This is a genomic window from Streptomyces sp. HNM0645 (genome assembly GCF_030056615.1).
In the GTDB taxonomy this organism is placed as follows: Bacteria; Actinomycetota; Actinomycetes; order Streptomycetales; family Streptomycetaceae; genus Streptomyces; species Streptomyces marianii.
This window is the reverse complement of the sequence record NZ_JASHLT010000021.1, coordinates 22,763-36,130: the sequence shown is the minus strand read 5'-3', so window position 1 is coordinate 36,130 and position 13,368 is coordinate 22,763. Positions and strand designations below refer to the sequence as shown.

10 protein-coding genes are annotated in these 13,368 nt (G+C 71.5%); 2 read left to right on the top strand and 8 right to left on the bottom strand.

Annotation, left to right across the window (positions count from 1 at the left end; genetic code table 11):
* Positions 1 to 60 precede the first annotated feature (60 nt).
* Positions 61 to 1,689, bottom strand: coding sequence for a D-alanyl-D-alanine carboxypeptidase/D-alanyl-D-alanine endopeptidase (gene dacB / locus QMZ92_RS17275; protein ID WP_502962081.1), 1,629 nt, complete (start codon positions 1,687 to 1,689; stop codon positions 61 to 63).
* Between the two features lie 75 nt (positions 1,690 to 1,764).
* A complete protein-coding gene (locus tag QMZ92_RS17270; protein ID WP_283298278.1) occupies positions 1,765 to 4,716 on the bottom strand; it encodes an NACHT domain-containing protein in 2,952 nt (983 codons plus the stop codon).
* A gap of 502 nt (positions 4,717 to 5,218) precedes the next feature.
* Here QMZ92_RS17270 and QMZ92_RS17265 point away from each other — a divergent pair.
* The gene (locus tag QMZ92_RS17265; RefSeq protein ID WP_283298277.1) at positions 5,219 to 5,821 is read left to right on the top strand and encodes a M23 family metallopeptidase; all 603 of its coding nucleotides are present in this window, start codon (positions 5,219 to 5,221) and stop codon (positions 5,819 to 5,821) included.
* A gap of 25 nt (positions 5,822 to 5,846) precedes the next feature.
* Here the strand turns inward: QMZ92_RS17265 and QMZ92_RS17260 are convergent, their stop codons facing one another.
* Entirely contained in the window at positions 5,847 to 6,410 is a 564-nt protein-coding gene (locus QMZ92_RS17260) for a TetR/AcrR family transcriptional regulator (RefSeq protein ID WP_283298276.1), read from the bottom strand.
* Between the two features lie 112 nt (positions 6,411 to 6,522).
* Here QMZ92_RS17260 and QMZ92_RS17255 point away from each other — a divergent pair, with 112 nt between their 5' ends.
* Positions 6,523 to 8,154 carry an MDR family MFS transporter gene (locus QMZ92_RS17255; protein ID WP_502962078.1) on the top strand — a complete coding sequence of 544 codons (1,632 nt, stop codon included), beginning with the start codon at positions 6,523 to 6,525 and terminating at the stop codon, positions 8,152 to 8,154.
* Positions 8,155 to 8,397: 243 nt separating this feature from the next.
* On the opposite strand, the gene cseC is transcribed toward QMZ92_RS17255, so the two are convergent.
* The 5 genes from cseC to QMZ92_RS17230 form a co-directional block, all read right to left on the bottom strand.
* Positions 8,398 to 9,717 carry a two-component system sensor histidine kinase CseC gene (gene cseC / locus QMZ92_RS17250; protein ID WP_283298275.1) on the bottom strand — a complete coding sequence of 440 codons (1,320 nt, stop codon included), beginning with the start codon at positions 9,715 to 9,717 and terminating at the stop codon, positions 8,398 to 8,400.
* Positions 9,714 to 10,418: a two-component system response regulator CseB gene (gene cseB, locus QMZ92_RS17245; protein WP_283298274.1), complete on the bottom strand. Its 705-nt coding sequence runs from the start codon at positions 10,416 to 10,418 to the stop codon at positions 9,714 to 9,716. Before cseB ends, cseC begins: the two co-directional genes overlap by 4 nt.
* A gap of 137 nt (positions 10,419 to 10,555) precedes the next feature.
* Positions 10,556 to 11,164 carry a hypothetical protein gene (locus tag QMZ92_RS17240; RefSeq protein WP_283298273.1) on the bottom strand — a complete coding sequence of 203 codons (609 nt, stop codon included), beginning with the start codon at positions 11,162 to 11,164 and terminating at the stop codon, positions 10,556 to 10,558.
* 92 nt (positions 11,165 to 11,256) lie between these two features.
* A complete protein-coding gene (locus tag QMZ92_RS17235) occupies positions 11,257 to 11,835 on the bottom strand; it encodes a SigE family RNA polymerase sigma factor (RefSeq protein ID WP_283298272.1) in 579 nt (192 codons plus the stop codon).
* Between the two features lie 171 nt (positions 11,836 to 12,006).
* Positions 12,007 to 12,957, bottom strand: coding sequence for an iron-sulfur binding domain-containing protein (locus tag QMZ92_RS17230; RefSeq protein ID WP_283298271.1), 951 nt, complete (start codon positions 12,955 to 12,957; stop codon positions 12,007 to 12,009).
* Positions 12,958 to 13,368 lie beyond the last annotated feature (411 nt).

The window sequence follows — 13,368 nt, the reverse complement described above, 5'->3', positions numbered from 1 at the left end:
CCGACGACGCCGGTCGCCAGGGCCCGGACCGCGCCTCCCTGCGGTCCGGGCCCTGGCGCATCAGCAGACGTCGGGCTTCCGCCAGGTGCATTCGAGATCCGCGGGCGCCTTCCGGTCGGCGTTTCGAGGGCCCGGTACGGAGGCCGCGGCGATAGTGCCGGCGGCCGTGTCGGACCCGGCCAGCGTCACCACGATCGCGTCCTCGATGCTCTTCACGGAAGACGCGAGATAGTTGTTGAGCACGATACTGAAGACCAGTTCGCGGCCGGCGGCGTCCTCGACGTACCCGGAGAGGGCCGAGGCGCCGGTCAGGGACCCGGTCTTGGCACGGGTGCCGAGTGCCGCCGGGGTGTTGCACATCCGGGTGCGGAGCGTGCCGCCGACGGCGCGGTCGGGGTGGCAGGCGACTGGCAGGGACGCCTGCCAGTCGGCGTACCAGGGCGCGTCCCGGACCGCGAGCAGCAGGCGGGCGAGCTGGTCGGCGGGGAAGACGTTCATCCTGGACAGCCCGGAGCCGTCGACCTGGCGTAGCTTCGCGGCTTCGACGCCCTCCTTCTCCAGATAGCCGTCGACGGCGGAGAGTCCCGCGCTCCAGGTACCGCGCCCGGACGTCTCGTAGCCGATCGCCTTGGTCAGCGTCTCGGCGTGCATGTTGTTGGACAGCTTCATGAACGGGAGCATCAGCTCCTTCAGCGGCATGGAGCTGTGGGTGGCGAGGACCTTCGCGCCGGGCGGAGTGGGCCTGCCCAGGCGCGGGGCGCCGGTGACGCGTACGCCGTGCTCGGCCAGGGCGTCGGCGAAGACGGCAGCGGCGTAGCCGGTGGGCTCCCAGACGGTGATCCACTCCTTGGTGGTGGACCCGCCGACCGGGATGTCCCCGCTGACCACGATGGTGTTGGTGCCGTGCTCGCGCTCGACGGCGAGGGTGTCGGCCTGTCCGGCGGGGACGGTGCTGCCCCGGACTTCGACCCGCACGTAGTCCGTCGGCGGGGTGAGCTTCACCTTCGGACTGTCGCCGGGTGCGGCGCCGGGGGACGCCTCCACGACGACGGTGCCGGAGTCGTAGTCGGTGTCGGGTGCGACGGTCAGCGCCGAGATCTGGGCGGAGTAGTACGAGGACTCGTCGTCGGCGGCCCAGGACCGGCCCAGGCGGCTGGTGTCGAATCGGGTGTCGTCGGCGACGACTCGGCCGGTGACCCTGCGGATGCCCGTCTCCCGCAGCTGGGCGGCGAGTCGTACGTAGTCGGAGGCGAGCGTGGTGGGGTCGCCCCCGCCGCGGAGGTACAGGTCCCCGTGCAGGACCGAGCCGTATCGGCGGCCGGTGGACAGTACTTCGGTGCGGAACCGGTAGCCGGGGCCGAGCAGGGCCATCGCGGCGGCCGACGTGGCGAGTTTCGTGTTGGACGCGGGCATCAGCCGGTCGCCGGCGTCACGTTCGTAGAGCCGTTCCCCGGTGGTGGCGTCGGCGACGACGACGCTCGCGGCACCGCCGTCCATCCGGGGGTCGGCGAGGATCGCGTCGATCGCGCTCATGAGTCCGGTGTCCGAGGGCCCTGCCCCGGCGGGCGCGCTGCCGCTGCCCCAGGTGAGCGCGGTTACGAGGCCGAGGGCGAGCGGCCAGGTCCGGGCGCGGCGGACACTGCTGAGGAAGCGGTCGCGGCGGCGGTGCCCGCGTGGTTTCGGGCTCATCACGGGTCTGCTCATGTCACAGGAGGATGGCGGACGGGACCCGGGGCCGGAAGGAGGCGTGACGCAACGTCCGTGTCATTCAGGCGGTCTGACGGTAAGTGAGACCCGTGCGGCGAGGTCGTCCGCCCCCATGAACAGGGCGGGGTCGCCGACGAGGAGGACCCGGTGCAGCCCGTCCGCGGCCGTGAGCGGAGACAGGTCGACCGGTTCGTCCTGCCACAGGTGCACGACGGAGAGGGAGGGAAGGCCGGGGAAGAGAGCCGGGATGCGTCGCAGGTTCGGTACCGCCCGCCTCAGCTCCACATGGACCCCCTCCGTGGTCGGCGCCCTCTCCACGACGGCCAGTTGGCTGTCGTCGAGGAGGAGCGTGGTGAGGGGGCCCACGGCCGAGAGGTCGGTGAGCGCGGGACAGCGGTCGATCTCGACGTCCTCCGGCGATGCAGGCGCGTCCGCCAGCCAGGTGAGGTCGGTGAGTTGCGGGTTCTGGGAGATGCGGACCGCCGGAGGGGCACAGGCCCGGACTGTCGCGGTGATGAGCTCCCCGGGCAGGTTCCCCTGGAAGTGCACCGCGCGGCCGCCGGCGAGGGCGGCGATCGAGCGGGCCTGCTCGGCGTTGCGCACCGTGAAGTAGAGCCCCGACGGGTCGACGGCGGCGATCACGTCCCTGGCGTACTCGTCGTGGCCGTACCGGTCCCAGGCCCACACGAGCTGCGAGCGCACCCGCACCGAGGGGTGTTCGGCGTACCGGGCGAGGAAGGGGACCGCAGCGTCGGAGCCGACGAGCGAGGCGGTGACGACCGTCATGCGCGCCACGTCGTCGTCGGCCGTGTGTTCGGGCCCCGGCAGCAGGTCGAGCACGAGGGGACCCGCGGCGGACAGGGCGCGGGCCTCCTCGACGGTCCTCGGCGGAATGGCCTCGGCCGTACGGCTCAGCAGCGTCTCGCGGACGGTGGGCGCGATCTCCGTGGCCTGTTCCATCGCCGCCGCCGCGACCACCAGGATCCGGAGCTGGGTGGCGCGGTCGGGTGCCGCGTCAGCCGAGGCGAGCAACTCCGTGAAGATCTCGGCGCGTTCGCGCGGCCGCGCATGGGCCACGCTCATCCGGATCACGTCCTCCCACTGGTCGTCCGCCGCATGCCGGGTGAGGACGCCGATGTGCCAGTCGTCCACGATCGCCTTGGCCGCGAGGAAGTCCTGGAAGGTGCGGTGCACGAAGTCCACGGCACCGGGGGAGGATTCGCGCAGCAGTCCGCTGCGGTGCAGCAGATGACCGAAGACGGCCTGGGGGTCCCCGGCCGCGGCCGCCTCGGGAACCGCCGGGATCGCTCCGGTGACCAGCGATTCCGCTCGTGAACGATCCATCTGTGTACGCCCGTTGAGCGTCATCCAGTACGCCAGGCGCTGGACGAGCTGGATCTGCGGAGCCTCCGCGAGGTCGACGCCGGAAGGTGCGCCCAGGTCCCGCTCCCGGTCGCGGCGGGTGAGCAGCATCGTGAGCGCCGCCTCGTAGAGGGCCCTGCGGCCGTGCGGGAGGAAGCCGCGCCGGTCGCGGTGGAGTGCGCAGATGAGTCCGCACATCAGGGGGTTGGTGGCGAGGGCGGCGAGGTCCCGTTTGCCTCGGAGGGCGTCTTGGAGCGGCTGCTCGTACGTCCCTGCGTCGGCGCCCGCAGCACGGTGCCAGCGCTGTACGAACGCGGTGACCGCGCGACGGCTCATGGGCGAGAGGGTGAGGTCGGTGAAGCCGTCCGGGGCGAGCCAGTCGTCGCGTACGGCGGCGGGGCGGGAGGTGACGAGCCAGCGGTTGCCGTCGCCGTACGCGCCCAGCAGGTCGCGCAGCCAGCGTCGGGTGCGGCTCCGCTCCGCCTCGGGAACCTCGTCGAGTCCGTCGACGAGGATCAGCCCGCGGCCGGCGGTGAGGACCCGGTCCGCCCAGCCCTCGGGCGGGGTGAGGGGGCAGCCCACAGCCGACAGGAATCCGCCGGGGGCGGGCAGCCGCTCGCCGTGGCGGGTGAGGGTGCGCAGGGGAAGGACGAAGGGGACGCGGTCGTGGAGGTAGGCCATCCGCCCGTCGGGATCCTCACCCGCGGTGCGGGTCGCGGACACGGCAAGCCACTGGACGAGGGTGGTCTTCCCGGAGCCGGCGACGCCGCGGAGCAGCACCCGGTCGTGGGCGGCGAGGGTCTGGTCCGCAGGCACGGGTTCCGCCTCCGGCCCGTCCGTGACGCTTGCCCTTCGCAACCACCGGACGCCGTCGTCCGGCGGCTCCGGGCGGGCGTGCGGCACGGTGGGCCGGTCCCCGGACGGTCCGGTCCGGGCGGAGGCCTCCAGACAGAGGTAGGCCATGTCCAGCGGCCACTCGTCCGGTGCCTCGTGCAGATCGATGCCGTAGATCGTGAGTTGCCCGTGTCTCCGCGCGATGTACGGGAGGTAGCGGCGCTCGAACGCCGCGTCACGGGCGTCCGCACGGGGAACGCGCAGGATCAGCTCGTCGAGTTTCGCGATCAGCTCGGCCTGGGTGCGGCTCTGCTCGACGAGGGTGCGGGCGACGAAGGACGACCGCTGGGTGAAGAACTGCAGGATGTGGAGGCAGGCCCACTCGGTGATCGAGTCGAGGTAGAGGGCGGCGTCCGCGGACAGGCCCTCGGCCGCGCTCCGTGCCGCGGGGCTGGTGCGCAGTCGCCGGGCGAGTTCGCGGTGGCCGTGGCGGACGGCCTGGACGTCGTCCATCTCCAGGTCGCCCAGGGCGAGCAGGCTCCGGGACAGGGCGTCCGCGACGGCTTCGGCCTCGTCACCGGGGAACGGCGGCTCACCGGGCCGGGTCAGCGACTCCCGGACGAGGGTGCCCGCGAGCCTGCGGACGTCCCGCTCGGTGAGGGTGCGCTTCTCGCCCCGGAACGAGAGCAGGCCCGCGAGTCGCACGGGGCGGTCGGTCAGGGCGGCGCCGCCGCCCTCCTGCACCAGGAGGCGCCTGAGGAGGGGGGAGAGCACCGCCGATGCGAGGCGGGTGCCGATCAGTGCGGGCTCCATCGGACTCTCTCCCCTGCCTCGGGGTTTATCCCCTCAAAATGAGCATTTCGGGCGCATTGCTCAAAGTTCGTCAGTACGTCCGGCTAACGGGACTTTGGTCCCGAAACGGAAGGTCTTTGGTCCCACCGGCCGTGACAAGGCGCACAGGCGTTTCCGAGCCTACTAGGTGGCTTAGTGGGTGCGGGGGGCCGCGCATTGGGCTTTTCGGGCCGTCGAGGGCAGGCGCACCGGCCGTCCGGGCCGGGTGTGGCGGCGGTTCGGACCGGACAACGCATCTGTGCAGCCCTCACGTGCTAATAAACCATGCTTCGTCCTGAGATTTCGGACAACGAGGGGCGGGATGTTCGCTGACGTCAAGGGTCCCGCTCACAGGCGCGAACCTACGACGAGATGTCGTAGATGGGGTGTTTGAGTCGGCTTGGGGGTGCGGGTTACCAAGGTGTCGCCCCGGTGCTCAGGCATCGGGACGCTTCCCGCCCCACAGCCCGGAGGTTCTCCCCGCATGTCGAAGCGCATCACCCCCACCCGTTTCCGTCCGTCCGCGCTCCGTACCCGTGGTGCCGTCGTGGCCGCCGGACTCGGCGCCGCGATGGTCGTCGGGGCCGGTGCCGGTGTCGCGTCCGCCGACACGGTGAAGAGCCCGGTCGCCGCCGAGGCGAAGCCCGCGGCGAAGAAGGCCAAGGCCAACGCGTGGGTCAAGCCGGTCTCGGGCTACACCCTGACCGCCAGCTTCAACCAGGGCGGCGCCATGTGGTCCAACAAGCACTCCGGCCAGGACTTCGCCGTTCCGGTCGGCACCCCGGTCAAGGCCGCCAGCGGCGGTGTCGTCGTCAAGGCCGGCCCGAACGGCGGCGGTGACGGTCCGGCGTACGGCAACGCCATCGTGATCAAGCACGCCAACGGCAAGTACTCGCAGTACGCGCACCTGTCGAAGATCAACGTGCACGTCGGTCAGAGCGTGAACACCGGCAAGCTCATAGCCCTGTCCGGCAACACCGGCAACTCGTCCGGCCCGCACCTGCACTTCGAGATCCGTACGACCCCGAACTACGGCTCGGCCCTGAACCCGGCGAACTTCCTGCGCGCCCAGGGCGTCACCATCTGACGCTCGCCGCGACGCCCGCCACGGCTCACTCCCGCGGGCCGTGATGGGCCTGCGACACCAGATCGACGGCGACCTCGAGGACGGCTTCACGCTTCTCCTCGGGGTCGCCTTCGACGTGCTGCATGAAGAACATCCCGGCGTGCATCGTGAACAGCGCGCTGACGCAGCGCACGCGGTCGGTCAGGGTCAGGCCCGGCTCCTGGATCAGCCGGGTCATGGTGATCATGCGCTCCTTGAAGGTCTCGCCGATGCTCAGCTCGCGCACGGTCGCCTGGTTCTCCTGCATGAAGCGGAAGAGCGGGTAGGCGCCGACGAGCGCCTCCTGGTAGCGGCGCAGGATCTCCTGCTTGGTCTCCAGGGTGTGCGGTTGCTCCTCGGCCCAGGCGATGAGCTCGTCGATGGGCCGCGTCAGGTCCTGGAACAGGCTGATGACGATGTCTTCCTTGGTCTTGAAGTGGTAGTAGAGCGCCGCCTTCGTCACATCGAGCCGCTCGGCGATCTCGCGCAGTGACGTCTTCTCGTAGCCCTGCTCGGCGAAGAGCCCCAGGGCTACGTCCTGAATGCGCTGGCGGGTGTTGCCTCTGGCCATGGGGGCTCTCCTGGGGCGGATACTTACTTGACGACCGGCTAGTTCCGGGACTACTTTCCCAGTGTAGTGAACTAGCCGGTCGGCAAGTAAGTGCACAGGGGGAGTGGGACGGGTGGCAGCACAGGCAGCAGATCGGGGAGCGGGGTCGGGGCCCGAGCCCGCCGGGGCGGGCGGGGCCGAGGACGGCCCGCCCACCGCACCGCAGTCGCGCAGCGTCCGTGTCGTCCTGCTCGCGCTCATGATCGCGATGCTCCTCGCGATGCTCGACAACATGATCATCGGGACCGCGATGCCGACGATCGTCGGTGAACTCGGCGGCCTCGCCCACCTCTCCTGGGTGGTCACCGCGTACACCCTGGCCACGGCCGCCTCCACCCCCATCTGGGGCAAGCTCGGCGACATGTACGGCCGCAAGGGCGTCTTCCTCACCTCGATCGTCGTCTTCCTGATCGGCTCGGCCCTCAGCGGGATGGCCCAGGACATGGGCCAGCTGATCGGCTTCCGAGCCGTCCAGGGTCTGGGTGCCGGGGGGCTCATGGTCGGCGTGATGGCGATCATCGGCGATCTCATACCGCCCCGGGAGCGCGGCAGGTACCAGGGCATGATGGCCGGTGTGATGGCCCTCGCCATGATCGGCGGGCCGCTGGTCGGCGGTACGATCACCGACCACTGGGGCTGGCGCTGGAGCTTCTACATCAATCTGCCGCTCGGCGCGGTCGCCCTCGCGATGCTCGGCGTCGTGCTGCACCTGCCGAAGCCCGACCGCACGGCCAAGGTCCGGGTCGACTACCTCGGGGCGGCGCTGCTCACGGTCGGTATCACCGCGATCGTGCTCGTCACCACCTGGGGAGGCACGGAGTACGCCTGGGACTCCGCGGTGATCATGGAGCTCATCGCGATCGGCGTCGCCGCCCTCGTCGGCTTCGTCTTCGCGGAGACCAAGGTCGCGGAACCGATCATGCCACTGCACATCTTCCGGAGCCGCAACTTCACCCTGATGTCGGTGATCGGCTTCCTGACCGGCTTCGTGATGTTCGGTGCCGTGCTCTTCCTGCCGCTGTTCCAGCAGTCCGTGCAGGGCGCCTCCGCGACCAATTCCGGGCTGCTGCTCCTGCCGATGCTGCTGTCGATGATGGTCGTCTCGCTCATCGCCGGACGGGTCACGACCAGCAGCGGCAAGTACAAGATCTTCCCGATCGCCGGCGGTGCCCTGATGGTGGCCGGGCTCTTCCTGCTCGCGCAGATGGACACGGGCACCTCGCGGCTCACCTCGGGCCTCTACATGGCCGTCCTCGGCGCCGGCATGGGCTTCCTGATGCAGATCACGATGCTGGTCGCGCAGAACAGCGTCGAGATGAAGGACATGGGCGTCGCCTCCTCGGCGACCACCCTCTTCCGCACCCTCGGCTCCTCCTTCGGTGTGGCGATCATGGGTGCCCTCTTCACCTCCCGGGTCCAGGACGAGATGACCGCACGAGGTGGGTCGGTGGCGACACAACAGTCGGCACAGCTCGACGCCGCGAGTCTGGCGAGACTGCCGGAGCAGGTGCGGGAGGCCTACCAGTTCGCGGTGGCCTCCGGTACGCACTCCGCGTTCCTGCTCGGTTCCGCGATCGCGGTGATCGGCTTCCTGGCTGCGTTCCTGGTCAAGGAAGTGCCGCTGAAGGGCGCCGGCCCAACCCGGACGGAGGGCGCCTCGGCCGGCGCTCCCGAGGGCGGCGCGAAGGTCGCGGAGGCGGTCTGACCTCGGGCGCGGATGCGCGACGCCCCCCGTGCACGGCACCGGGGGCGGCTTCCGTGCGGGCCGCCGTCGAGGGCGCGTACGGCGTCGGGCGCATGGACGGGCACCGGGAAGCACGGAACGAGGTGAACGCGGGCCCGGCATGCCCGCTCGCTCGTCCGCCACGGCCGCGGCCCACCGAGGACGGACGGCCCGCCGGTCGCTGCGCCGGGAGCGATCCGGGCGAGGCGTCGCGCCGGGGAGCGATCAGTCCGGGAACGTCGGTCTGCGGAAGCTTCCCGTGTTCGTCGGCGCGTGCTCCGGCAGCCAGAGCACGGCGATCGCACCTCCGGCGGTGCCCGGCGACACGACACCCTCCGGGGCCGCGTTGCGGAAGGTCAGCCGGGCGCCGAGGACCCGGGCCTGGCCCGCGGCGATGGTGAGGCCCAGCCCGTGGCCCGTTCCCGCACGGTCGCTCGCGCCGGTGCGGAAGCGGCTCGGCCCCTCGCGCAGCAGCGCTTCGGGGAAGCCGGGACCGTGGTCGCGGACCCGGACCACCCGGCCCTCGACCGTGACCTCGATCGGCGGCCTGCCGTACTTGGCCGCGTTGGTCAGCAGATTCAGCAGGATCCGCTCCAGCCGCCTCGGGTCCGTACTGACCCACGACTCGTGCACGACGCTGATCCCGACCTCGGGGTCGAGCACGGCGACCCGGCGGCTGACGAACTCGCCCAGGACGATCTCCTGGAGCTCGGCCCGCTCCGACGCGCCGTCCAGCCGTGCCACCTCCAGCACGTCCTCGACCAGGGTGCGCATGGCCCGCGCCCGGTCCCGCACCAGCTCGGTGGGGCGGCCCGGCGGGAGCAGCTCCGCCGCCGTCAGCAGTCCGGTCACCGGAGTGCGCAGCTCGTGTGCGATGTCGGCGGTGACCCGGCGTTCGGCCTCGATGCGTTCGTTGAGCGCGTCGGTCAGCGCGTCGACCGCCCGCGCCAACTCGTCGGTCTCGTCGCGTACGACGCCGCCGACGGCCTCCCGGACCCGTACGTCCGTGTTGCCCTGGGCCACCTTGCCCGCCGCCGCGGCGGCCTTGCGCAGGCGGCGTGAGAGCTGTCCGCCGATGAGCACGCCCAGCGCGCAGCCGCCGAAGACGACCGACACCGAACCGATCACGAGGGCGCGGTCGAGGTCCTTCATGATGTCGGCGCTGCGGTCGGGTATCCGGCTGTGCAGGGAGAGCACATCGCCGTTGCTCAGCGGCACGGCCGCCCATATGTCGGGCGCCGGGCCCTCCCCCTGCACGTAGGTGGCCATCCGTCCGTCGGCGAGCAGGCTGCGCAGCGGCCGCGGCAGTTCAGGGTCGTTGAGCTTGGAGCCGAGCTTCGGTTCGGTCCTCGGTTTCGTGGTCTCGTAGATGCGCTGGGCGAAGAGCAGCCGGCTCATCTGCAGGTCACGCGAGGTCTCGAGCATCGACACCCGGGCGGCGTTGTGGACGACCAGGCTCAGCGCGATCGCGATCAGCGCACCCACCGCGGCGATCGCGATGCTGATCTTCCAGCGGACGCCGGTGCGCAGGGCCGGTCTCCTCATGCCTTGAGCTTGTACCCGAAGCCGCGGACCGTTTCGATCCGGTCCTGCCCGATCTTCGTGCGGAGCCGCTGCACATGGACGTCGACGACGCGGGTGTCCCCGCCCCAGCCGGAGTCCCAGACGCGCTCCAGCAGCTTGTCGCGCGAGAGCACCGTGCCGGGCGCGGAGGAGAACTCCAGCAGCAACCGCATCTCCGTGGGCGTGAGACCCACCGGACGGCCGTCCCGGCGTACCTCCATGCCCTCCGTGTCGACTTCCAGGTCGCCGAAGACCAGCACTCCGCGCTCGCCCGGACGGCCCGGCTCGCCGGAGTCGCCCGCGATCCCGCCCGCGTGGCCGAAGCGGCGCAGCACGGCACGTATCCGGGCGACCAGCACGGCACCGTCGAACGGCTTCGTGACGTAGTCGTCGGCCCCGGCCTCCAGGCCGAGGACCACGTCGATCGAGTCCGCCCGTGCCGAAAGCATGATCACGGGCACGGTCGACTCGTCCCGGATCCTGCGGCACAGGCTGACCCCGTCGAGACCGGGCAGCATCACGTCGAGCAGCGCGATGTCGGGCCTGTTCGCGCGGAACGCCTCAAGACCGGCCAGCCCGTCCGGCATGGCGGTCACCGTGAAGCCGTCGCGCTCCAGCGCCAGCTGGGTGGCCTCACGGATGACGTCGTCGTCCTCGACGAACAGCACATGTGTCTCGGCCATCCCTCAGCTCTCTCGGCTCTCGTCTCTCGATCGTCGTCTGCGGCTGTCCGCACTTCCCGGCACTTCCCGGCCGGTTCCGGCGGGCGTCGGCGGCGCCGCGCGGGCCGTCCGGCGGCACGGCCGGCTCGGGGCGCGGGTCAGTTCTCGCTCGGCACCAGCGTCGGCGGCGGCTCTTCCTCGCCGCCGACGACCCGGCTGTACTCGTTCTGCACCCGGTCGTGCTCGGTGAACTTGTTCCCCGACCAGCGGTAGGTGGTCACGATCTCGCCGGAGGGATACGTGACCGGGTCGTTCTTCGCGTAGACCTGCTGGGTGACGACGAGGTCCCCGCGGTCGATCGTCGCGTAGACGGCGGGCTCCTCCTTCGCGAAGACATTCTCGTACGTCCCGTCCGTCGCCCGGTACACGTACGTACCGATCCCCACGGCATCCCCGCACGTCATCAGATTCACCACCACGTCCGGTGTCGTCGCGTTGTCCGTGAGGCTCCCGTACGAGGTGTCGATCGCGTAGGCGTCGGCCGCGCACGGCCGGAGATCGGCCTTGACGCCCTTGCTGACCTTGGGGTCGCTCTTGAGCAGCGCGACCGCGTCGACCTTCTTCATCGGAGAGGTCGTGGCGGTCGGCGACGTCGTCGACGGCGACTGGGCCACCGGGTCCGTACGGGCCGGACCCTCGTCGCGGGTCCCCATGCCGCCGGTGGAGCATCCCGCCGCGAGCAGGCCGAAGGCGGCGAGGCCGGCCATCGCCGTGCCACTCGCCGCCAACGGGCCCGGGAGCCGTCCGGAGGGGGGACCGCCCCGCGGGCCGGTCCCGTCCCCGGGGCCGGCCCCTCTGATCAGGCCGCGCAACGCTCCTGCCCCCGTTCCTCACGCCGTGCGTGCGAGTGGTTCCCGTGATCCGAACGCTCCGTGGTCCGGGCGTTCAGCTCACGGCTCTCCAGCTCCTGGCGGAGCCTGGCGAGCGCCCGGTGCAGCGTGCTCTTCACGGTACCCGTCGACATGCCGAGCGCGGCGGCCGTCTCCTCGGTGCTCATCTGCTCCCAGTGCCGCAGCACGACCACGCTGCGCTGCTTGGGTGCGAGCACCTTCAGAACGTCCATGAGCAGGGCCCGGTCCGCGTGCTGCTCGGTGACGTCCTCGACGCTGGCGTCCGGCAGCTGCTCGGTGGGGACCTCCTCCAGCTTGCGGGCCCGCCACCATTCCGTACGCGTGTTGATCATGACGCGGCGCAGATAGGCGTCGGCGAGGGACTTGTCGGCTATGCCGTCCCACCGGCCGTAGGTCCGCACCAGCGCGGTCTGCAGCAGGTCCTGGGCGTCGACCGGGTCGGGGACGAGCCGTCGTGCGCTGCGCAGCAGAGCCTCCTGCCGCGTGCGGACGTACTCCTCGAACTCGAGCACCTCTGCGTGCGCCATTCCAACCGCCTCCGTTCCCCGTTCCAGCCTCGTGACACGCCGTGTGTTTCCGTGGTCTCGCTTACGCCACAAGAAGCTACGGAGCAGTTGTCACGAGGCTGTGCGGAGAAGCCGTCGGAGGGCGCACGGCCATCCATCGGTTGTGTAACAGGAGGGTCGGGCCACCGATTCTCAGGTCAGCGGCAACCGGAACCGATCATTTTCCAGAGGTTCGACCAATCCGTCCGAGACCAGGCCGTCCAGGGCGCGGGCCCGCTGGACGGGCTCGTCCCAGACCCGGTCGAGCACGGCGCGCGGCACCGGTCGCACGGCCTCTCGGAGCACCGCGAGGAGCTTGCCGCGCACCTGGCGGTCCGTACCGGCGTAGGTCTGGCCGCGCCGGGGCGGTCCGTCGTGGGCCGGCTTGCCGGCGAGGCGCCAGGCGCACACCCCGGCCACGGGGCACCGCCCGCAGTCCTCGTTGCGCGCGGTGCAGACGAGTGCGCCCAGTTCCATGGAGGCTGCGGCCCAGCGGGCCGCCCTCGGCTCGTCGTCCGGCAACAGTGCGCGGGCCAGCCGGCGTTCGGCCGCGGTCGTCGCGTTCGGCGGGTACTGGACTCCGGTGACCGCGCGGGCGAACACCCGGCGGACGTTGGTGTCCAGGACCGGGTGGCGCTGCCCGTATGCGAACGACGCGACGGCGGCGGCCGTGTACTCGCCGATCCCGGGCAGTGCGAGCAGCTGGGCGTGCTCGCTGGGTACGTCACCGCCGTGCCGCTCCGTTATCGCGACCGCGGCTCCGTGCAGCCGCAGCGCCCGGCGGGGGTAGCCCAGGCGGCCCCAGGCGCGCACGGCCTCGCCGGGTGCCTCGGCGGCCAGGTCCGCGGGGCGCGGCCAGCGGGCCAGCCACTGCTCGTACACCGGGAGGACCCGGTTGACGGGGGTCTGCTGCAGCATGAACTCGCTGACCATCACCCCCCACGCACCGGCCTCGGGGTGGCGCCAGGGCAGGTCACGGGCGTGCTGGTCGAACCACGCGAGGACGGGGGTGTGGAGGTCGGCGGCGGCCTCGGCGGCGCCGGGCACACCGTCCTGGTCGGAGGGGACGTCGGTCACGGAGGAGGGCATCTCGGTCGCAGTCATGGCACCTCCGATCCTGGCATGTTCAGCGCCGGACGCGGCGTATGCGCTCCGGGCGGACCGTGACGGGGTCCGGGTCGGAGTACACGGCCGCGTCCGGATCGGTGTATTTCCGGGCCTCTCCGTGCCTGTGTGCCTGTGTGCCTGTGCGCGCGGGGCGTCGGGCGGTCGCCTCGGTGGGGCCGCTGCCCGCGAGCCTGCCCGCCGTGGGACCGGCCGGGGCGGTCCACCGTGCTGGGGGAGGCGCCCGGTCCGGTCGCACGGGGGTCCACGACCAGCGCAGCCGCGCCCGGCAGCCGGCTGCGGTCACGTCGTGCGGGTAGCCCCGACGAGGATGCGGGAGCAGGCCATGAACAGGCGGTGGGAACGGTGAGCCGGCCGGTCCACGGCCGTACCGGGCACGAGCGCGGCACG

Bases quoted from the DNA above. Each gene is read 5' to 3' on its own strand.
- QMZ92_RS17265 (WP_283298277.1), top strand. From the start codon at position 5,219: ATGTCGAAGCGCATCACCCCCACCCGTTTCCGTCCGTCCGCGCTCCGT.
- QMZ92_RS17235 (WP_283298272.1), bottom strand. From the start codon at position 11,835: ATGGCGCACGCAGAGGTGCTCGAGTTCGAGGAGTACGTCCGCACGCGG.
- dacB (WP_502962081.1), bottom strand. From the start codon at position 1,689: ATGAGCCCGAAACCACGCGGGCACCGCCGCCGCGACCGCTTCCTCAGC.
- QMZ92_RS17270 (WP_283298278.1), bottom strand. From the start codon at position 4,716: ATGGAGCCCGCACTGATCGGCACCCGCCTCGCATCGGCGGTGCTCTCC.
- QMZ92_RS17260 (WP_283298276.1), bottom strand. From the start codon at position 6,410: ATGGCCAGAGGCAACACCCGCCAGCGCATTCAGGACGTAGCCCTGGGG.
- cseC (WP_283298275.1), bottom strand. From the start codon at position 9,717: ATGAGGAGACCGGCCCTGCGCACCGGCGTCCGCTGGAAGATCAGCATC.
- QMZ92_RS17230 (WP_283298271.1), bottom strand. From the start codon at position 12,957: ATGACTGCGACCGAGATGCCCTCCTCCGTGACCGACGTCCCCTCCGAC.
- QMZ92_RS17240 (WP_283298273.1), bottom strand. From the start codon at position 11,164: ATGGCCGGCCTCGCCGCCTTCGGCCTGCTCGCGGCGGGATGCTCCACC.
- cseB (WP_283298274.1), bottom strand. From the start codon at position 10,418: ATGGCCGAGACACATGTGCTGTTCGTCGAGGACGACGACGTCATCCGT.